The organism is Flavobacterium sp. CG_9.1, from assembly GCF_015751645.1.
Taxonomy (GTDB): Bacteria; Bacteroidota; Bacteroidia; order Flavobacteriales; family Flavobacteriaceae; genus Flavobacterium; species Flavobacterium xanthum.
Window position 1 is genome coordinate 1 of the sequence record NZ_JADOVC010000019.1, and the last position, 20,576, is coordinate 20,576.

A 20,576-nucleotide genomic window follows, 5' to 3' on the forward strand; every position below is an offset into this window, starting at 1 on the left:
AAAAAAAAGTACCCGTGTCATCCATGGAAATAAACATATCCAATCAGCATTAGTCGAGGCAGCCTGGGGAGCAACCAGGAAGAAGCAGGGTTATTTAAAGACTTTTTATCAAAAATTACTAATCCGAAAAGGTTCAAAAAAAGCATTAATAGCAGTTGCACACAAACAAATAATAGCGGCATATCATATTTTAAAAAACAAAGAGGTTTACAAAGAACCAATTAAACAAATAGAAGCAGTGAATCAAAAAAAGAAACAACGAGACATACAGAAAAGTATCGTACAATTAATCAATTATGGTTTTAGCGTAAAACTAACACCGACAGCATAAAGATAAATATAAGCTCGTTTTTTTTACTAGAATATTAAATCTGTGTATGAAATTGAGTAAAAACTGGATAAGCACAAACACTTGTCGCAAAGAGAGGTAGTAATACTAATCGGAAGCACGAATATGAAAATTTACATATTTCTTATCCTTTTATTAAAAACATTAATGAATACAATTGTTTAACTCTAATAATATCAAGGCAAACAAAATTAAACATCAATTTACAAGTAATGAAATTAGACTTTCATTAACTAATTATTGCCTTTTTTTTAAAAAACAACAAACAAAACACATATGAAAAAGTTATTTCTATTCGTAATGGTACTAGCAATTAATTATTCGTACGCTCAATCCGTAAATGAGTATAAGGCAGTAATCGTTCCTTTGAAATATGAATTTCTAAAGGGAGAGAATCAATACCGTTTGAATACTATAACTAAGTTTAATTTAAATAAGGCAGGCTTCGTTTCTTTTTATAGTAACGAGACAATTCCCGGTGAATACAGTGATCGTTGCGATTTATTGTATGCTGATGTAGTTAATGATAGTGGTTTTTTGACAACAAGATTGATCATCACTTTGAAGGATTGCTATGGTAAAATCATTTTTCAATCGGCTGCTGGTAAAAGTAAAGAAAAAGACTATAAAAATGCTTATAATGAAGCGCTTGCTGAAGCCTTCGAATCCGTGTATGAGTTGCAATATAAATATAGCGGAACTCGTGCTAAGGCGCAGCCGGCAGTTGTCGCAGCTGCTGCTACTCCTGTAATAAAGGAAATGGTAGCCGTAACAGAATTAAAGCCCAGTCTTACAATTGAAGAAAGTACTATGCTTTACGCTCAGGCCACCGAAACTGGTTTTCAGCTTATTGACAATACTCCAAAAGTAGTTATGAAGTTGTTTAAAACATCCCAAGCCAATTCATTTATTGCAATACGAGATACAGTTCAAGGGTCTTTAATTTTGAAAGACAACGAATGGTATTTTGAATATTATCAAAATGATAAATTAATTTCTGAAAAAGTAGCGGTTAAGTTTTAGCGGTTACAAAGCTATTTTGAAAATAGTTCATAAAAAAAGTCTTGCGTAATCAAGACTTTTTTTATGGAATTTAATATCCGTATTTATTTTTCCAACGGTTTTTCAGAAATTCTCGTATGCTGTTTTCCCTTGAATTGTTTCCAGGAATATAAATAGGTTTTTTACTTATAGCATCAGGTAAAAATTCCTGCTCTGCAAAATTATTAGTGTAATCATGGGCGTATTTGTACTCTTCACCATATCCTAGCTCTTTCATTAATTTTGTAGGTGCATTGCGCAGGTGAATAGGAACCGGCAGATCTCCAGTTTGTTTTACTAACTGTTGTGCTGTTCCAATTGCTAAATAGGAAGCATTACTTTTGGGAGAAGTCGCAAGGTAAACCGCACATTGGCTTAATATGATTCGGCTTTCCGGATACCCAATCGTAGTCACAGCCTGAAAAGTATTATTGGCCATAATAAAGGCAGTAGGATTTGCATTTCCTATATCTTCACTGCTGAGAATAAGCATTCTTCGGGCTATGAATTTCACATCTTCACCACCTTCGATCATCCGTGCTAGCCAGTAAACAGCGCCATTAGGATCGCTGCCTCGAATCGATTTTATAAAAGCAGAAACAATGTCATAATGTTGTTCTCCAGTTTTGTCATACAAAACAGTATTTTGTTGTACCAAAGCAAAAACACGATCATTAGTGATTATTACTTCGTCATCATCAGAAGCGTTTACAACAAGTTCAAAAATATTTAACAGTTTACGTCCATCTCCGCCGGAAAGTCGCAATAGGGCTTCGGTCTCGTTTAGTTTAATGTTTTTAGTAGATAAATACGGATCCGTTTTCATGGCACGGTCTAACAGAGACTCTAGATCTTTTTTAGTAAAAGCATTCAAAATGTAGACCTGACAGCGGGAAAGTAAAGCAGGAATCACTTCAAAACTTGGGTTTTCGGTAGTGGCGCCTATTAGAGTAATCCAACCTTTTTCGACAGCAGCCAATAGCGAATCCTGCTGGGATTTGCTAAAACGGTGAATCTCATCAATAAAAAGAATAGGATTTTTTGCAGTAAATAAACCGCCACTTTGCTTTGCTTTGTCAATCACTTCCCGAATATCCTTAACACCTGAATTAATTGCGCTCAAAATATAAAAGGGACGTTTCGATTCTTGTGCAATAATTTGTGCCAATGTAGTTTTCCCAGTTCCAGGCGGTCCCCAAAAAATCAATGACGGAATAATTCCTTTTATTATTTGTTGCGTCAATGAACCATTTGGTCCCACGAGATGGGATTGACTGATGTAGTCTTCTAATTTTTGCGGGCGTATGCGTTCTGCAAGTGGTGCTTCCATTTTTGTTTAAATCTAAAATCTAAATTTGTTATTCTTCAATCAAAATGATGACTTTGGTAAAATTACTATTTTTATTCGGAGCTATTTCCGGCTGTACACTATATCTTTTATATCTCGTTAAAAAACGAAATATAAAAGGATGCCGCTTCCATCCGGGCTAGGGATTTATACTTAGGAAGGTTTTTTTATTTTAAATATGACAAAATAGCATTAAATTGCGTTTGGATAAGTTTTTGAATACTAATGAGAACACAAACCAAACGCTATTCATGGAAAAGCATTTTAAATTTACCACTTCAGTTATTGCTTTACCTCTTTTTTTTGTAGTATTTCTTTGGTTTGTTTTTTGGCTCGAAATTCGTTTTGGTTTTGACTTTATCGAAAACGGTATCTACCCTAGAACTTTTTCAGGTTTACAAGGTGTTTTATTCAGTCCTTTTATTCATGCTGATGTAGAGCATCTTTATAATAATTCCATTCCATTGCTGATTTTATTGGCTGCGCTGCAATTTTTTTATGCAGAGCAAGCCATGAAGGTTATTGGATACGGAATTGTAGTTTCAGGATGTATCACTTGGATTATTGGCCGCGATAATTACCATATAGGAGCAAGCAGTTTAATTTATGTGCTGTTTAGTTTTGTCTTTTTTAAAGGCCTACAAACGAAATACAATCGGCTTGTCGCTTTATCGCTAGCTGTGATAGTTGTTTATGGAGGCTTGGTTTGGTATGTTTTTCCAAGTCCGGAGATTACAGGGAATAAAGCTATTTCTTGGGAAGGTCATTTAGGGGGATTACTTACAGGATTTTTTCTCTCTTTAGTTTATAAAACTCCAGAGTATAAAAAAGTTATCAAATACGATTGGGAACATCCAGATTTTGATGCTTCAGCAGATAAATTTATGCAGCGTTTTGATGACAACGGAAACTTTGTAAACATTCCTAAAAGCGAGGAATTTGAAGAACAACTGGGGTTCGTGTCGTATTATACGGTCAATGTTCCTGTAAATTATGAGATCGTCCTAAACGAAAAAAATGAATCAAAACCGGAGTTTTAATTCATTTCATACTTTCGCTGTCATGGCTCTCTTCCCTTTGGTAAGGATCGGTGAGGGGAATTAACTTCTTTGTCTTACGGCTTCATACAAGAAAGCACCGCAAGCTACTGAAACATTCAAAGACCCTATATTTCCAAACATAGGTAGTTTCGCTTTTTCATCTACAATTTTAAGAACCGATGGGTTTACACCACGATCTTCCGATCCCATGATTATTGCAACGGGCTCGTTTAAAGAGATGTCATAAATAGTTGTATCTGTTTTTTCAGTTGCAGCGACAGTTTTAATACCACTTGCTTGTAACAAAAATATGGCATCTTTAATGTGTTCTACTTTACAAATCGGAATGTTAAATACGGCACCTGCTGATGTCTTTACGGTATCTCCATTCACAGGCGCTGAACCCGCTTTTTGAACAATAATTCCATTTACTCCGGTGCATTCTGCAGTTCGTATGATTGCGCCAAAATTGCGTGCGTCAGAGATTTGATCTAAAATTAAAAATAAGGGTTTTTTTCCGTTTTCAACAACAGATTCAATTAAAGATTCTAGATCAAAAAAGGAGATCGGAGATATCGTTGCCACTGCACCTTGATGATTATTAGGCGTCAGTCTGTTTAACTTTTCAACTGGAACATAGGAAAAATTGATGTTTCCACGCTTCATTACTTTCATTAAGTCTTTCATAAGTTCGCTGCTTGCTTCCTTTTGAATATAGACTTTATCTACGGTTGCGCCAGCTTGGATGGCTTCAATTATCGCTCTAATCCCAAATATTTGATGTTCTTTTTCCATGATGCAAATATATAAAAAAAAACCATCAGCATTTGCTGATGGTTTTAAAGATTTAGTTTCATACTGTACATTAGTTTAAAGTGATCTTTTAATACTGCACAAAGTATCTTAGTAGGAGGTAAGGATTTTCAGATGTTACTATTTTCAAAGAATTCTTTAGGTTTTAATTTTCCTCCTAAAAGGGTAGTTAAATAAAAAAGAGGCTGTCCAAATAGGAACAGCCTCTTATTAACTAAATCATAAGATTAATTACGGTACATACCAGAAAGGACCTTGTGTTGTAACTTGAGCAGATGTTAAAACAGGCACATTACCTGAATTTGCATTGTACTCTGACAATGGATAAATCAGTCTTTTTGGTCTAGTAGGTTGCAAGTTGAAACCATTAATTGAACCAGGGATTACTGGGAATCCAGTTCTAGTGTAATTGATGTAATTTTCTACACCATGAATTCCGCTTAGTGCAATCCATTTTTGTGTTAAAATTGCTTGAATTTTATTAGTAGATGCTGTCCATCCAAATCCAGGAACTGCTTCGATTTGAACTGCATAAGTTCCAATAGTAGCACCTAAGTAAGTAAATGAAGCTTGAACTCCTTCATTAAATAAAGTTTGAGCTATTCCAGTTGTTAAAAAACCTCTTTGAACTGCCTCTGCTTGAAGAAATTTACTTTCAGAAAGCAACATTAGCGCTCCAGCTTTTGAAGACCCTGCTGCAGTTCTAGCTGCTGTATTTGCACCTACATAATTAGTTAAGCCTAAACCAAATCTAGAAGTTGGATTTGTTGTGTTGTTTTGACCAGGAACTGGTTTTTGACCTTGATCAGTTCCTACAACTTTTCCTCCTACAAGTAGCCATAGTCTAGATCTTCTAGGGTCAATAACTCCAGCTGTTGGACCACCAGTTTCTCCATTTAATACATCAGCAAAATGTTTAGATGAAGTAAATAAAGTATAAGTAGTATTTGTTGTAGCACCTGCTGCATCTCTAACGAACGAACTAAAGAACGGACTTTGTTTAGCATCATTTGCAGAAGAGTATCCTGGATTGATCAATACATCAGCGTCAACAAAATTATTTAAAGCTTGTAAGTCTGCGTATTTGCTATTTACATAAGTTACAGTCGCTGCATCAGTCAGTTTGCTTTGTCTCAATAAAATTCTTAACTCGATAGTATTGGCTAGTTTAAGCCATTTACTCATATCTCCGTTGAAAACAACGTCAGTAGCAACACCTTCTGCTGTAGAAGACGGGTTTTGAATAAGAGCACGTGCTTCTTCTAATTCTTTAACTAATTCTTTGTAAATTATTGCGTCATCTGTATAAGCTGGTGTTAGGTTAGCTTGTCCTTTAAACGCTTCGAAGTAAGGTGAATCACCATATAAATCGACAATATATTGCATGTAATGTGCTTTCATGATCTTAGATATAGCAACAAAGTTGCCTTGATTCTCTAAAGGAGTTTCAATTATCTTTTGAAAGTTGTTTACACTTCTGTACAATCCATCCCATACTGCTGCATAGGTGTTGTTGTCAAAGTTATAAGAATATTCTACTTGCAATGGATTTGTAAATTGGTATATGTTACCTCCCCATGCATTTGTCATTACACTACCTAAACGGTTCATGTTTATAGCTTGTGTTCTGAATGCTTGTGATTGCGCACCAGGTAAAATAAGTCTTGGCGGAAGAGCTTCTTCTAACGGACTATTTACATTGGTATTGTCTGCTAAGTAGTCACTACATGATGTAAGTGATACAGCTGCTACTGCTATTAATAAAAATATTTTTTTCATGCTTTTTAATTTAGAATGTTAAATTGATGCTTCCACCAAAAGTTCTTGTATTTGGATACTGTCCTGTTCCTGAATATCCTAGACCATTACCATTGTTTGCAGTACTGTCAGATGCTTCTGGATCAGTATAACCTTTATTGCTTTTTGCCAAAACAGTAAATGGGTTTCTTGCATTTATACCAAATCTAAGTGAAGTTAATCCAATTCTTTCAATTACAGTAGTTGGTATTGAATAACTTAAAGCAAGTTCTCTCACTTTGAAAGCAGTAGCGTTAATAACGTTATGCTCTCCAGCTCTACTCAAAGTTCCGTAATAATCAATAATTCCGTTTGGATTATAACCAGCTGCAGAGTAAACAGAAGTATTAGGAGTGTAGATTCCTGATCCTGGAGCAGTTTCAACTACTGAGTTTGGTAAAATGAAACCAACCTCTCTATCAAAATCAGCTGATTCTACTAAACGTCCTGGCCAAGTTAAGTCGTATTTAGTTCCAGAAATGATTTGGTGACCTGTTCTGTAATCCATAACAGCAGATAATCTAATTCCTTTGTACTCAAATGAGTTAGATAATCCTAAAATATAATCTGGAGTTGATTTACCTAAAATTGAGTTTGAAGAAGATCTTGTTGGAAGTCCAAACTGGTTCACAATAATGCTTCCATTATCATCTCTTAAAAAGGTTGTTCCTTTAATCAAAGGAAATTCTTCTCCTACTTGAGCAAAAATTCCAGTTCCTGTTGCAGCGTCAGATAAAAGGTTGATTTCATTTGCTCCAGCAGCAAGTGAATTGATAACTGATTTATTCGTAGAATAACTTGCTCTTAAGTCCCATTTGAAATCTTCCGTTTTAACCGGTACGAATCCTAAGTCAATTTCTAGACCTTTTGTAGTCATATCTCCAATGTTACTTTGAGAAGTGGCTAATCCTGATGCAGAAGAAGCAGTAGCAGCTGTGATCAAATCTTTTGTGTCAGATATGTAAGCTGACCCGTCAATTGTAATCCTATTGTTGAAAAGTCCAATATTAATATTTACCTCTTTTGTAGTTACAAATTCAGGTTTGATATTTCTATCAGTTGGTCTCTGGTTGATGATGTACGATCCTAGTTGTCCGTAAGGGAATCCTGTTGGGAATACACCAATTTCAGAGGTAGCATAAGGCTGGATAGAAGAGGAGTTACCCACTTTTACGATGTTAGCAGATACTTTCAAATAATTCAAAGTTTCGCTTTTTAGTCCTTCAAAAGCCAAAGTTGGTACAAAAGATACACCAGCACTTGGATAGAAGAAGTTGTTGTTCTCTTTTGATAAAACTGAAGTCCAATCATTTCTACCTGTAACATTTAAAAACAAGTAGTTTTTGTATCCTAAATCAACGTTAGCTAAAACAGAAGCACGATTTGATTTTTGAGATCTATTATCTAAATTAGATGGATTTGCTGGACTCAATACATTATTAATGTGGTACCATCCTGGTATGTCTAGATTTTGTCCTCCTTGTGAAGTAATTCTGTAGTTACGATCTTGCATGTTACTTCCGACGTTCGCTTTTAAACTCAAATCATCTGTCAAATCGTAGTCAAAATTCACTAATAAATCACCATAATAAGTTCTTAAAGAGGATTGACTAGCAAAATATTCAGAAGTTTGATTTCTATTTGCTCCTGCTCCTGCTAAATCTGGAGTTTCTCTATACTGATTGATGTGAGACTGTGCATCTCTATTCGTAAATTGTAAGTTACCTGTATAAGTAACATTTATGTTTTTATTAATATCGTACTTCAAAGCTGCGATAGTATTTATAAATGTTCTTCTAGAGTCATTACGGTTATTATCTATTGTCCAATATGGATTTTTGAAATATATCGTGTAATTACCTTCATTTCCAGAATTTTTAAACAACGATAAATCAACATTTCCTGCTGTCTGAATTAAATCGTCAAGTAAGTCATTAGAAGTTTCGGTAGATTTTTGATAGTTGTAGTTAACGTTACCATCAATGCTTAGTTTTCCAATTTTTTTACCTGCCTTGAATAAAAAACTATTTCTTTCAAGTTGATCTCCGTTTACAATAAATTCTGTCTTTACTTTGTTAGCAGAAAATAAAGCGTAGGAGTCTGAAGTTCCAGCGTTTATAGAAAATCCATTTTGGAAGGTAGTACCTGTTTGGTAGAAATCCTTAACATTGTCTTTGATGAAAGAGTAAGGTCTTTGTAATTCAAGTCCATCCGCTTGTGGTAAACCTGTTGGTCTCAACACGCCATCAAAAGGAAGTCCCCATGATCCGTTTTCTTCAGGATAGTGAACTCCGTCCCAACCTTGACCATATTTTTGTTGTGTTTCAGGCATAAAAGATACTGTCTCAAAATCGATAGCTGAATTTACATTCACCGTGATTTTTCCTTTTTCTTTTCCTTTTACTGTAGTAACTATAATTACTCCGTTAACTCCTTGCTCACCATATAGTGCAGCACCTTGCATACCTTTAATAACGTTTACGCTTTCAATTAATTCAGGTGGTAATTGTTGCAAAACAGCTGATGAAGAGATTGAGTTATCAATAACTACCAAAGCTTCATTGTTACCAGTAATAGATCTTGAACCTCTTAATACGATTCTGTTTGTTCCATTAACTCCACTTGAAGATTTGTTTATTTGAAGACCAGATACTTTACCAACTAAAGACTGCACCACGTTAGGGTTGGCAGCTTGAGTAAGCTCTTGACTTGCTACCACTTGCGTAGAGGATGTTAGCGAATTTTTACTTCTTTTAATCCCTAAAGCTCCTACTATAACTCCTTCCAATTGGATGGAATCATCTAGAAGTTTAACGTTAACATTTGCCGAAGTGGCAGTTGCTTCTTGAGTTTTCATCCCAATGTAGCTGAAAACCAAGACTTGACTAGGTGTTGCTCTGATAGAATATTTTCCATCAAAATCAGTTTGTGTTCCAGATTGTGTTCCTTTCACTAACACACTCACGCCTGGTAAAGGCAATCCTGCATTATCAGAAACAACACCAGAAACAGTTCTTTCTTGCGCAAAAGTTATTTGCGCCACAAGTACTACTAAGAGCACTAAGAATCCATTAAACTTTAGTTTCATTTTTTAATATTTTGAATTAGTCTCGCAAACCTCTTAATAATTTGTTAACTTTCCTAATATATGAAATGCTAATTTTCTCTTAAACTAAAATTTAACATTATAACTAATATGGATGATGGTGTTATAAATTTCAAATTGTTGCTTTTTAGTTTTGCCATTGGCTAGTGCTAATTTGAGTAATCCGTTTTTTGTTTGTATTCCCATTCCTAACCCAATGCCAATAAGGTTTTCCGTAATATCTGAATTTCCTGAATCAGAATTATTTTTAATTAAGCCATAATCCAGAATAGAATGCAAGTAAAGATTTGGAGATAGGATATAGCGGTATTCTGTTAGTAATGATGTTGTCAAATAAGCTTCTAGGCTGTTTTCTGCAAAGCCTCTTATGCTATTAAAACCTCCAAAACGGAACAATTCATTAACAACGTATCGGCCACTGTTAAGGTAAAAATTTTGACTATTTAGATGAATCGAATTCTTTCTGTTCAAATAGATGTTGTGCATTGCTTGAAAAGTAAGCGTCAATTGGTTATTTTTCGAATTCTCAGTTGGATTGGAGATTTCTCTTTTTCCAATTCCTATTGCGGTTTGGAATTTTGATTTTATGGGAAAAAGAAGGTTGTTTGTGTCTGATTTTAGATATTCAAAACTCGAAGTTAAAAATGAATTAGTAAAATCACTGATTGAAGTGTTATTTAAATTTTGAATGTCGCTGGATTCTGTAATGTGATATCCCAAGTACACGCGGGAATTATAGTTTAAAAAATAGCTTAAATCGATTACAGTTTTTGTGTTTTGAAAAGTGGTATCTTGTCTAAAAACCTGTAATTGTGCTTTTAGGCCTAATGGCGTTTGGAGCAGATACGGAAGTTCAAGACTGGCTTTAAAAGTTTTTTGATCGTTGCCGTCGCTTTTCCAATAGATAGCAACTTGCTCGCCAGAGCCCAAGATGTTTTCAAGTTTAATGTCAAGATATCCAGCTAATGCGATCTTTTCGTTGTCATTATTTGAAAAACCGAGGAAGCCATCAAAAGTATTTGAATTTCTTTTTTCTAGGTACACGTACACTTTAGTACTGTCTTTTGTAAATAAAATTTCCGGGTATTTTACTTGATTTACAAAATTATATTTTTCGAAATCACTATTAATTTGTTCAACCACTTTTTGATTGAAAATTATTTTTTGGTATTTTTTATTAATTTGTTTTAAATGACCCTTTGGAAATTTATTTGTACGTCCGTTTTCGGCATACCGAATTGTAATTGAATTTAAAATCCTTTGTTGTTCTGTTTCCACTTGTAGGGTTGCGGAAAGAGCACTTTTATCTCTTTTAATATTTACTAGTTTTAATTTAGCTAATGAAAAACCATTTTGTTCTAATTTTTTGACGGTTTGCTCCAGAAAGGAATCTATTTCTGAGTAAGGTACTTCAACAATATCATTTTTTTTGTTTAGTGTAATTAAATTATTTAATTGTTTGTCATCACCTATATATAGGTAGATGGATTTTACTTTTTTTCCTAAAGTGATTTTTGCGATATAGCAGGAATCTTTTGATTTCGTAAATTCAAGCATGTTATTATCGATGTAACCTACTTGGGTTAATTTTACTGAAAACGTATTGATTTCATCTTGAAGTGCTTTTGTGTTTTGGTGTTTGGAGTTGTATCCCAAAGAATCGATGGTTTTGGTTTCGAAGTCGGATTGTCCAATTATTTGTAGCTGAAAATTTTGGGCGGATGAGTGCCACCCAAAGAATAATAATACAAGAATAGTGACGAAAGGTTTCAAATGTGTATTTGTTTTAATAAATATAATGCAAATATCTATGGTTTGTAATAAAAATCAAAGTGTAAAACAACGGTATTGAATTTGTTGCTTAATTAGTATTGAATTCTAAACCGTTTTTCACTTCGGAATTCTTTATTCCTTTAGAGAACAAATTATTAGTTCATAAAAAAATTAATAGATTAACGTTTGTAGAGTAAAAAATATTTTCTACATTTGCAACCCCGTAAAAAGCGGGAATTTAATATAATAAGAAATTTTTAGTATTAATTATGCCAACAATTCAACAATTAGTAAGAACAGGAAGAACTCAGATAACTAAGAAGAGTAAATCGGTTGCTTTAGATTCTTGTCCTCAAAGAAGAGGGGTTTGTACGCGTGTTTACACTACAACACCAAAAAAACCAAACTCTGCAATGCGTAAAGTAGCGCGTGTACGTTTGACAAATGGTAATGAAGTAAATGCCTACATCCCTGGTGAAGGACACAATTTACAAGAGCACTCGATAGTATTAGTTAGGGGTGGAAGGGTAAAAGATTTACCAGGAGTTAGATATCACATCGTTCGTGGTGCACTTGATACGTCAGGAGTAGCAGGAAGAACGCAAAGAAGATCTAAGTACGGAGCAAAACGCCCAAAAGAAGCAAAAAAGTAATTTAAAGTTTGCATCATAGAGGCGCAATTTATTGCGACTGTGTAGGTGTGGAATTTTATTAAAAAAAAGACATGAGAAAAAGAGCGGCAAAGAAGAGACCACTTTTACCAGATCCAAGGTTTAATGATCAACTGGTAACACGTTTTGTGAACAACTTAATGTGGGATGGAAAAAAATCGACAGCGTTTAAAGTATTTTATGATGCAATTGACATCATTGAGTCTAAAAAACAAGATGCGGAAAAACCGTCATTAGAAATTTGGAAAGATGCATTAACCAATGTTATGCCACACGTAGAAGTACGTAGTCGTAGAGTAGGTGGAGCAACATTTCAAATTCCAATGCAAATTCGTCCAGATAGAAAAATATCTATGGCGATGAAGTGGTTGATACTTTATTCTAGAAGAAGAAATGAAAAATCTATGGCTCAAAGATTAGCTTCAGAATGTTTAGCTGCGGCTAAAGAGGAAGGTGCTGCTGTTAAAAAGAGAATGGATACTCACAAAATGGCAGAAGCTAACAAAGCATTCTCTCACTTTAGATTTTAATTCATAAGAAATGGCTAGAGATTTAAAATATACAAGAAACATAGGAATTGCTGCTCATATTGATGCTGGTAAAACAACAACAACAGAGCGTATATTATTCTATACTGGAAAGTCACACAAGATAGGTGAAGTGCATGATGGTGCTGCAACTATGGACTGGATGGCACAAGAGCAAGAAAGAGGAATTACAATTACTTCTGCTGCTACAACTTGTGAATGGAATTTCCCAACTGAACAAGGTAAAGTTTTACCTGATACCTTACCGTATCACTTTAATATTATTGATACCCCAGGGCACGTTGATTTTACTGTAGAAGTAAATCGTTCATTGCGTGTACTTGACGGGTTGGTTTTCTTGTTTAGTGCTGTTGATGGTGTTGAGCCACAATCAGAAACGAACTGGAGACTAGCAGATCAATACAGAGTGCCACGTATTGGATTTGTTAACAAAATGGACCGTCAAGGATCTAATTTTTTGATGGTTTGTCAACAAGTTAGAGACATGTTGAAGTCTAATGCAGTTGCTATCACTTTGCCAATTGGTGAAGAGAATGACTTCAAGGGTGTAGTAGATTTGGTAAAAAATCAAGCTATTGTATGGCATGAAGAAGGTCTCGGTGCTACATATGATATTGTGCCTATTCCTGAAGACATGGTTGCTGAAGTGAAAGAATACAGATCGATTCTTATTGAGGCAGTAGCTGATTATGATGAAAATTTGTTGGAAAAATTCATGGAAGATGAAGACTCTATTACAGAGGAAGAAATCAATACAGCGTTAAGAGCTGCTACTATGGATATGGCGATTATTCCAATGATTGCTGGTTCTTCTTTTAAAAATAAAGGAGTTCAATTCATGTTAGATGCAGTGTGTAAATATTTACCTTCTCCGATGGATAAAGAAGGTATCGAAGGGATTCATCCTGATGATGCTGATTTATTAGAGGAAGATCAAACTAAAATTTTGCGTAAGCCAGATGTTAAAGAGCCTTTTGCTGCTTTAGCTTTTAAAATTGCTACTGATCCATTCGTTGGTCGTTTAGCTTTCTTCCGTGCTTACTCAGGACGTTTGGATGCAGGTTCTTATGTTTTAAACACACGTTCAGGAAACAAAGAAAGAATTTCACGTATCTATCAAATGCATGCCAATAAACAAAACCCAATCGAATACATTGAGGCAGGTGATATTGGAGCAGCAGTAGGATTTAAAGATATTAAAACTGGAGATACATTGTGTGATGAAAAACACCCAATTATTTTGGAGTCAATGAAATTCCCTGCGCCAGTAATTGGTATCGCTATTGAGCCTAAAACTAAAGCTGACGTTGATAAAATGGGTATGGCTTTGGCTAAATTAGCTGAAGAAGATCCAACGTTTACGGTTAGAACAGATGAGGCTTCGGGACAAACGATTATTTCTGGTATGGGTGAGCTTCACTTGGATATCTTGGTAGATCGTATGAAACGCGAGTTCAAAGTCGAAGTAAATCAAGGAGAACCTCAAGTTGAATATAAAGAAGCATTTACTAAATCTGCTCAACATAGAGAAACTTACAAGAAACAATCAGGTGGTCGTGGAAAATTCGGTGATATCGTATTTAGAATCGAACCAGCAGATTTAGTTGACGGTAAAGCTCCAGTGGGATTGCAGTTTATTAATGCAGTAAAAGGTGGTAACGTTCCTAAAGAATATATTCCATCTGTTGAAAAAGGTTTCAGAGAAGCTATGAAAACGGGTCCATTAGCTGGATACCAAGTGGATAGTTTGAAAGTGACTTTATTAGACGGATCTTTTCACCCTGTCGATTCAGACGCACTTTCTTTTGAGTTAGCTGCTAGAATGGGTTACAGAGAGTCAGGTCGTGCTGCAGGTGCTGTTATTTTGGAGCCTATCATGAAAATGGAAGTTATTACGCCAGAAGAAAACATGGGAGATATCGTAGGTGATATCAACCGTCGTAGAGGTCAGGTAAATGACATGGGTGACAGAAATGGTGCAAAAACTATCAAGGCTGATGTGCCATTGTCAGAAATGTTTGGTTATGTAACTACTTTAAGAACTTTATCTTCGGGTCGTGCAACATCAACAATGGAATTTTCACATTACGCTGAAACTCCTTCGAATATTTCGGAAGCAGTTATCAAAAAAGCAAAAGGAAACGCTTAATCTTTAAGAAAATGAGTCAAAAAATCAGAATAAAACTAAAATCTTACGATCACATGTTAGTAGATAAGTCTGCTGAAAAGATTGTAAAAACTGTAAAAAGTACAGGTGCAGTAGTAACAGGGCCAATTCCATTACCAACTCACAAAAAACTTTTCACTGTACTACGTTCTCCACACGTTAACAAAAAAGCGAGAGAGCAATTTGAAGTAATGTCATATAAGAGATTAATTGACATTTATTCATCTTCATCAAAAACTATTGATGCTTTAATGAAACTTGAATTGCCAAGTGGAGTTGAAGTTGAAATCAAAGTTTAAGTAGTTTAAGAGTAAAAAGGAGCGCTGTTTTTAAGCGAAAAATATTTTTTTGGTTTGTGTGTAAATAAGTTATACATTTGCACCCACTAAAAAAATAGGATTCGGTTAAAAGCTGCGTTCTATATTTATATTTAATAATTAATAATTAATATTTATGTCTGGGTTAATTGGTAGAAAAATCGGCATGACTAGCATTTTCGACGAGAACGGGAAGAATATTCCTTGTACAGTAATCGAAGCTGGACCATGCGTTGTTACCCAAGTCAGAACCAAAGGTGTTGACGGGTACGAAGCGTTGCAACTTGGTTTCGATGACAAAAACGAGAAACATTCCACAAAAGCGGCTTTAGGTCACTTTAAAAAAGCGGGAACTGTAGCTAAGAAAAAAGTCGTTGAATTTCAAGATTTTGCAACTGAACAAAAATTAGGAGATCTTATTGATGTTTCTATTTTTGCTGAAGGAGAATTTGTAGATGTACAAGGTGTATCTAAAGGTAAAGGTTTTCAAGGGGTTGTTAAACGTCACGGTTTTGGTGGTGTTGGTCAAGCAACTCACGGTCAACACAACCGTTTAAGAGCGCCAGGTTCTGTAGGAGCTTCTTCTTATCCATCTAGAGTATTCAAAGGAATGCGTATGGCTGGAAGAATGGGAGGAGATAATGTAAAAGTTCAAAACCTTAGAGTTTTAAAAGTAGTGGCTGAAAAGAATCTACTTGTTATTAAAGGATGTATTCCTGGATGTAACAACTCTTATGTAATCATTCAGAAGTAATGGAAGCAAAAGTATTAGATTTCAACGGAAAAGATACTGGAAGAAAAGTTCAACTTTCTGATTCAGTATTTGGTATAGAACCAAACAATCACGCAGTATACCTTGATGTTAAGCAGTATCTTGCTAATCAAAGACAAGGAACGCACAAGGCTAAAGAAAGAGCTGAAGTAGCGGGAAGTACGCGTAAGATTAAAAAACAAAAAGGAACAGGAACTGCTCGTGCAGGATCTGCTAAAAATCCATTGTTTAAAGGTGGTGGAACAGTTTTTGGACCAAGACCAAGAAGTTATTCATTCAAATTGAATAAAAGCTTGAAACGTTTGGCAAGAAAATCTGCTTTCTCAATTAAAGCAAAAGAGTCGAACATAATCGTTCTTGAAGACTTTAATTTTGAAACGCCAAACACTAAAAATTTCATCAACGTTTTGAAAGCTTTAGAGTTAGAAAATAAAAAATCTCTATTTGTATTGGGTGATACCAATAAAAATGTATATTTGTCCTCACGCAATTTAAAAGGATCTAGCGTTGTAAGTAGCTTAGAATTAAGCACTTATGCTATTCTAAATGCTAATAATTTAGTTCTTTTAGAGAGTTCTTTAGAGATAATTGAAGAAAATTTAAGTAAATAATAGGATATGAGCATCATAATTAAGCCTATAGTAACGGAAAAAGTAACCAAAGAAAGTGAAGTTTTAAACCGTTTCGGATTCGTTGTTGACAAAAAAGCAAATAAAGTTCAAATTAAGAAAGCTATTGAAGCTGCTTACGGAGTAACTATTTTGAGTGTTAACACGATGAACGTAAGACCGGATAGAACTACAAAATACACTAAAAGTGGTTTAATCAGTGGAAAGACTAATGCAATTAAAAAAGCAATTGTTCAAGTACAAGAAGGAGAAACAATTGATTTTTACAACAATATCTAAGATAGAAAAATGTCAGTAAGAAAATTAAAACCTATTACCCCAGGTCAGCGATTTAGAGTTGTGAATGGTTATGACGCCATTACAACTGATAAGCCGGAACGCTCTTTGATAGCGCCGATAAAAAACTCTGGAGGTAGAAATAGTCAAGGAAAGATGACCATGCGTTATACGGGTGGTGGTCACAAGCAGAGATATCGTATAATTGATTTTAAACGTACAAAAGAAGGAATTCCGGCTACAGTGAAATCAATCGAATATGATCCAAATCGTACTGCATTTATCGCTTTATTGGCGTATGCTGATGGAGAGAAAACGTATGTTATTGCTCAAAACGGATTGAAAGTTGGTCAGAAATTAGTTTCTGGTCCAGAATCTCAACCTGAAATTGGTAATACTTTACCTTTAAGTAGAGTTCCACTAGGAACTGTAATTTCTTGTATCGAATTGAGACCAGGGCAAGGAGCGGTAATCGCTCGTTCAGCTGGAACATTTGCTCAATTAATGGCAAGAGATGGAAAATATGCAACAATTAAGATGCCATCTGGTGAAACAAGATTAATCTTGTTGACTTGTTCGGCTACAATTGGAGCTGTATCTAATTCAGATCATCAATTAGTTGTATCAGGAAAAGCTGGTAGAACGAGATGGTTAGGAAGAAGACCTAGAACAAGACCTGTTGCAATGAACCCTGTCGATCACCCAATGGGTGGTGGTGAAGGACGTTCTTCTGGTGGACATCCACGTTCAAGAAATGGAATACCAGCAAAAGGTTATAGAACTCGTTCTAAGAAAAACCCGAGTAACAAGTATATCGTAGAACGTAGAAAGAAATAATAAGATATGGCACGTTCATTAAAAAAAGGACCTTTTGTTCATTATAAGTTAGACAAGAAAGTTCAAGAAAACATCGCAGGTGGAAATAAAGGAGTAGTAAAGACATGGTCTAGAGCTTCTATGATTACTCCAGACTTTGTTGGTCAAACTATCGCAGTTCATAACGGTCGTCAATTTGTACCGGTTTATGTAACTGAAAACATGGTAGGTCACAAATTAGGTGAATTTTCACCGACTAGATCTTTTAGAGGTCATGCTGGAGCAAAAAATAAAGGTAAAAAATAAGAAGTAATGGGAGTTCGTAAAAGAGAAACAGCAGATGCGAGAAAAGAGGCTAATAAGTCTATTGCTTTCGCAAAATTGAATAACTGCCCTACTTCACCTAGAAAAATGCGCTTAGTAGCGGACTTGGTAAGAGGTCAGAAGGTAGAGAGAGCACTAAACATCTTAAGATTTAGTTCTAAAGAAGCTTCAAGAAAATTAGAAAAATTGGTTTTATCGGTAATTGCCAACTGGCAAGCAAAAAACCCTGACGCTAATATGGAAGAAGCAGGTTTATTTGTAAAAACGATTACAGTTGATGGTGGAATGATGTTGAAAAGACTTCGTCCAGCTCCACAAGGTCGTGCTCACAGAATTAGAAAACGTTCTAATCACGTTACAATCGTGCTTGGATCTATTAATAACACACAAGCAATTTAATACAAGATGGGACAAAAGACAAATCCAATTGGAAATAGACTTGGTATCATCAGAGGATGGGACTCAAACTGGTATGGTGGAAATGATTATGGTGATAAACTTGCCGAAGATTATAAAATCAGAAAGTACATCCATGCTCGTTTATCAAAAGCTAGTGTATCAAAAGTAATCATTGAGAGAACTTTAAAACTTGTAACCGTTACTATCACTACTGCTAGACCTGGTATTATTATCGGAAAAGGTGGTCAAGAGGTAGACAAGTTGAAAGAGGAACTTAAAAAAATTACTGACAAAGAGGTTCAAATCAACATCTTTGAAATAAAAAGACCTGAACTTGACGCGTATCTAGTTGCTACAAGCATCTGTCGTCAAATCGAAAGCCGTATTTCTTACAGACGTGCAATCAAAATGGCTATTGCTGCCTCTATGCGTATGAACGCAGAAGGTATCAAAGTTTTGATTTCTGGTCGTTTGAATGGTGCTGAGATGGCTCGTTCAGAGGGTTTCAAAGAAGGTAGAATTCCTCTATCAACTTTCAGAGCTGATATTGATTATGCTTTGGCAGAGGCTCATACTACTTATGGTAGAATGGGAATCAAAGTATGGATCATGAAAGGTGAAGTTTATGGAAAGAGAGATCTTTCTCCACTTGCTGGAATGGACAAAAAACAATCTGGTGCTGGTGGTAAAGGTGGTGATTCTCCTAGAGGAGACAGAAAGCCTTTTAATAAAGGTGGAAAACCAGACGCTCGTAAACGAAAGTAAATTTTTAAACTAAAGAAAAATGTTACAGCCTAAAAGAACAAAATACCGTAAGGTACAAAAAGGTAAAATGAAAGGAAACTCTCAAAGAGGGCATGAACTTTCTAATGGAATGTTTGGTATTAAATCTGTACATGAAGATGGAATGTTCTTAACCTCACGTCAAATCGAGGCTGCGCGTATTGCTGCAACTCGTTTTATGAAAAGAGAAGGACAATTATGGATCAAAATATTTCCAGACAAACCAATTACTAAGAAGCCTCTTGAGGTACGTATGGGTAAAGGTAAAGGAGCCGTTGAATATTGGGCTGCTGTTGTTAAACCCGGAAGAATTATGTTTGAAGTTGGAGGAGTACCTTTGTCAGTTGCAAAAGAGGCGTTACGTCTTGCAGCTCAAAAGCTTCCAGTAAGAACTAAATTCGTTGTTGCTAGAGATTTCGAAGCATAATCTATATTATATTATGAAACAATCAGAAATAAAAGATCTTTCTGCAGCAGAGTTGCAAGAAAAGCTTAGCCAGACTAAGAAAACATATGCTGATCTAAAAATGGCTCACGCTATTTCACCAATTGAGAACCCACTTCAAATTAGAAGTGTAAGAAGAGTGGTTGCTAGATTAGCTACAGAACTTACTAAAAGAGAGTTACAATAACTGTAGTCTGCTGAAAGATGGAAGAAAAAAGAAATTTAAGAAAAGAAAGAGTTGGTGTTGTTACTTCGGACAAAATGGATAAATCTATTGTTGTTGCGGAAGTACGTAAAGTAAAACACCCATTATACGGTAAGTTCGTGTTGAAGACTAAAAAGTATCACGCACACGACGAAATGAACGACTGTAACATTGGAGATACGGTAAGGATTAGCGAAACGCGTCCTTTAAGTAAAACTAAATGTTGGAGGTTAGTTGAAATCTTAGAAAGAGCTAAATAATTATGGTACAACAAGAATCAAGACTAAAAGTAGCAGATAACACTGGAGCAAAGGAAGTTTTAACTATCCGTGTTTTAGGAGGTACCAAAAGAAGGTATGCCTCTGTTGGTGACAAGATTGTAGTTTCTATCAAAGATACAGCCCCTAACGGAAGCGTTAAAAAAGGAGCTGTTTCAACTGCAGTTGTTGTACGTACCAAAAAAGAAGTGAGAAGAGCCGATGGTTCTTATATCCGTTTCGATGACAATGCATGTGTTCTTTTGAATGCTGCAGGTGAAATGAGAGGGACTCGTGTTTTTGGACCCGTAGCAAGAGAACTTCGTGAAAAACAATTCATGAAAATTGTATCATTAGCACCAGAAGTGCTTTAATTCGTTTTAAGATGATAAAGCTAAAAATAAAATCAGGTGACATCGTAAGAGTAATTGCTGGAGACCACAAAGGTGCTGAAGGTAAAGTGTTACGCGTGTACAAAGAGAAAAATAAAGCGATTGTTGAAGGTGTTAACATGGTTTCAAAACACACGAAACCTAGTGCAAAAAGCCCTCAAGGTGGTATCGTAAAGAAAGAAGCTTCTATACAAATATCTAACATCTCTTTAATTGATCCTAAAACTAAGGAAGCAACTAGAGTTGGTATTAGAGTAGAGGGAGATAAGAAAGTAAGATTTTCAAAAAAATCTAATCAAGTACTATAG

Annotated in this window: 23 protein-coding genes and 1 pseudogene; 19 read left to right on the forward strand and 5 right to left on the reverse strand. The window is 35.3% G+C overall.

From position 1 onward, the window contains the following. A pseudogene (locus IWX83_RS11020) lies at positions 1 to 331 on the forward strand (hypothetical protein); the annotation flags it as partial. 294 nt (positions 332 to 625) lie between these two features. Further along, positions 626 to 1,372, forward strand: coding sequence for a hypothetical protein (locus tag IWX83_RS11025; protein WP_196829695.1), 747 nt, complete (start codon positions 626 to 628; stop codon positions 1,370 to 1,372). Positions 1,373 to 1,442: 70 nt separating this feature from the next. On the opposite strand, the gene IWX83_RS11030 is transcribed toward IWX83_RS11025, so the two are convergent. After that, positions 1,443 to 2,720: a replication-associated recombination protein A gene (locus IWX83_RS11030; RefSeq protein ID WP_196829696.1), complete on the reverse strand. Its 1,278-nt coding sequence runs from the start codon at positions 2,718 to 2,720 to the stop codon at positions 1,443 to 1,445. Between the two features lie 269 nt (positions 2,721 to 2,989). Between IWX83_RS11030 and IWX83_RS11035 the strand changes: the two genes are divergently transcribed. After that, positions 2,990 to 3,778 carry a rhomboid family intramembrane serine protease gene (locus tag IWX83_RS11035; protein WP_196829698.1) on the forward strand — a complete coding sequence of 263 codons (789 nt, stop codon included), beginning with the start codon at positions 2,990 to 2,992 and terminating at the stop codon, positions 3,776 to 3,778. A gap of 60 nt (positions 3,779 to 3,838) precedes the next feature. On the opposite strand, the gene rlmB is transcribed toward IWX83_RS11035, so the two are convergent. From rlmB to IWX83_RS11055, 4 genes are all read right to left on the reverse strand, one after another. After that, the gene (rlmB, locus tag IWX83_RS11040) at positions 3,839 to 4,573 is read right to left on the reverse strand and encodes a 23S rRNA (guanosine(2251)-2'-O)-methyltransferase RlmB (RefSeq protein WP_196829700.1); all 735 of its coding nucleotides are present in this window, start codon (positions 4,571 to 4,573) and stop codon (positions 3,839 to 3,841) included. 249 nt (positions 4,574 to 4,822) lie between these two features. Further along, positions 4,823 to 6,370 carry a SusD/RagB family nutrient-binding outer membrane lipoprotein gene (locus IWX83_RS11045; protein WP_073351453.1) on the reverse strand — a complete coding sequence of 516 codons (1,548 nt, stop codon included), beginning with the start codon at positions 6,368 to 6,370 and terminating at the stop codon, positions 4,823 to 4,825. Positions 6,371 to 6,380: 10 nt separating this feature from the next. Continuing rightward, entirely contained in the window at positions 6,381 to 9,476 is a 3,096-nt protein-coding gene (locus tag IWX83_RS11050; protein WP_196829702.1) for a SusC/RagA family TonB-linked outer membrane protein, read from the reverse strand. An 84-nt stretch (positions 9,477 to 9,560) separates the two neighbouring features. Then, positions 9,561 to 11,267 carry a BamA/TamA family outer membrane protein gene (locus IWX83_RS11055; RefSeq protein WP_196829704.1) on the reverse strand — a complete coding sequence of 569 codons (1,707 nt, stop codon included), beginning with the start codon at positions 11,265 to 11,267 and terminating at the stop codon, positions 9,561 to 9,563. 269 nt (positions 11,268 to 11,536) lie between these two features. On the opposite strand from IWX83_RS11055, the gene rpsL reads away from it, so the two are divergent. The 16 genes from rpsL (at position 11,537) to rplX (ending at position 20,576) form a co-directional block, all read left to right on the forward strand. Beyond that, positions 11,537 to 11,920, forward strand: a complete 384-nt coding sequence (rpsL, locus tag IWX83_RS11060; RefSeq protein WP_007136570.1) for a 30S ribosomal protein S12 — start codon at positions 11,537 to 11,539, stop codon at positions 11,918 to 11,920. Positions 11,921 to 11,991: 71 nt separating this feature from the next. Then, positions 11,992 to 12,468 (forward strand): 30S ribosomal protein S7, encoded by a 477-nt coding sequence (rpsG, locus tag IWX83_RS11065; protein ID WP_035668130.1) that lies wholly within the window; start codon positions 11,992 to 11,994, stop codon positions 12,466 to 12,468. Between the two features lie 10 nt (positions 12,469 to 12,478). After that, entirely contained in the window at positions 12,479 to 14,635 is a 2,157-nt protein-coding gene (fusA, locus tag IWX83_RS11070) for an elongation factor G (RefSeq protein WP_073351442.1), read from the forward strand. An 11-nt stretch (positions 14,636 to 14,646) separates the two neighbouring features. Next, a complete protein-coding gene (rpsJ, locus tag IWX83_RS11075) occupies positions 14,647 to 14,952 on the forward strand; it encodes a 30S ribosomal protein S10 (RefSeq protein WP_011963470.1) in 306 nt (101 codons plus the stop codon). A 154-nt stretch (positions 14,953 to 15,106) separates the two neighbouring features. Next, positions 15,107 to 15,724, forward strand: a complete 618-nt coding sequence (gene rplC, locus IWX83_RS11080; RefSeq protein ID WP_073351440.1) for a 50S ribosomal protein L3 — start codon at positions 15,107 to 15,109, stop codon at positions 15,722 to 15,724. After that, positions 15,724 to 16,353 carry a 50S ribosomal protein L4 gene (gene rplD / locus IWX83_RS11085; RefSeq protein WP_035668126.1) on the forward strand — a complete coding sequence of 210 codons (630 nt, stop codon included), beginning with the start codon at positions 15,724 to 15,726 and terminating at the stop codon, positions 16,351 to 16,353. Before rplC ends, rplD begins: the two co-directional genes overlap by 1 nt. A gap of 6 nt (positions 16,354 to 16,359) precedes the next feature. After that, positions 16,360 to 16,650, forward strand: a complete 291-nt coding sequence (gene rplW / locus IWX83_RS11090) for a 50S ribosomal protein L23 (RefSeq protein ID WP_066081040.1) — start codon at positions 16,360 to 16,362, stop codon at positions 16,648 to 16,650. Positions 16,651 to 16,659: 9 nt separating this feature from the next. Next, on the forward strand, positions 16,660 to 17,484 hold the full coding sequence (gene rplB, locus IWX83_RS11095) for a 50S ribosomal protein L2 (RefSeq protein ID WP_035668122.1): 825 nt from the start codon (positions 16,660 to 16,662) through the stop codon (positions 17,482 to 17,484). 6 nt (positions 17,485 to 17,490) lie between these two features. Beyond that, complete coding sequence (rpsS, locus tag IWX83_RS11100) at positions 17,491 to 17,769, forward strand: 30S ribosomal protein S19 (RefSeq protein WP_007136562.1); 279 nt, start codon at positions 17,491 to 17,493, stop codon at positions 17,767 to 17,769. A gap of 6 nt (positions 17,770 to 17,775) precedes the next feature. Beyond that, positions 17,776 to 18,186 carry a 50S ribosomal protein L22 gene (gene rplV, locus IWX83_RS11105; RefSeq protein ID WP_007136561.1) on the forward strand — a complete coding sequence of 137 codons (411 nt, stop codon included), beginning with the start codon at positions 17,776 to 17,778 and terminating at the stop codon, positions 18,184 to 18,186. A 6-nt stretch (positions 18,187 to 18,192) separates the two neighbouring features. After that, positions 18,193 to 18,951, forward strand: coding sequence for a 30S ribosomal protein S3 (gene rpsC / locus IWX83_RS11110; protein ID WP_066081035.1), 759 nt, complete (start codon positions 18,193 to 18,195; stop codon positions 18,949 to 18,951). 19 nt (positions 18,952 to 18,970) lie between these two features. Further along, positions 18,971 to 19,396, forward strand: a complete 426-nt coding sequence (gene rplP, locus IWX83_RS11115; RefSeq protein WP_196829706.1) for a 50S ribosomal protein L16 — start codon at positions 18,971 to 18,973, stop codon at positions 19,394 to 19,396. Positions 19,397 to 19,409: 13 nt separating this feature from the next. After that, positions 19,410 to 19,601 carry a 50S ribosomal protein L29 gene (rpmC, locus tag IWX83_RS11120; RefSeq protein ID WP_066081030.1) on the forward strand — a complete coding sequence of 64 codons (192 nt, stop codon included), beginning with the start codon at positions 19,410 to 19,412 and terminating at the stop codon, positions 19,599 to 19,601. Between the two features lie 17 nt (positions 19,602 to 19,618). Next, positions 19,619 to 19,879: a 30S ribosomal protein S17 gene (gene rpsQ / locus IWX83_RS11125; protein ID WP_066081027.1), complete on the forward strand. Its 261-nt coding sequence runs from the start codon at positions 19,619 to 19,621 to the stop codon at positions 19,877 to 19,879. A gap of 2 nt (positions 19,880 to 19,881) precedes the next feature. Then, positions 19,882 to 20,250 carry a 50S ribosomal protein L14 gene (gene rplN / locus IWX83_RS11130; RefSeq protein ID WP_026717863.1) on the forward strand — a complete coding sequence of 123 codons (369 nt, stop codon included), beginning with the start codon at positions 19,882 to 19,884 and terminating at the stop codon, positions 20,248 to 20,250. An 11-nt stretch (positions 20,251 to 20,261) separates the two neighbouring features. Next, positions 20,262 to 20,576, forward strand: coding sequence for a 50S ribosomal protein L24 (gene rplX / locus IWX83_RS11135; RefSeq protein WP_066081024.1), 315 nt, complete (start codon positions 20,262 to 20,264; stop codon positions 20,574 to 20,576).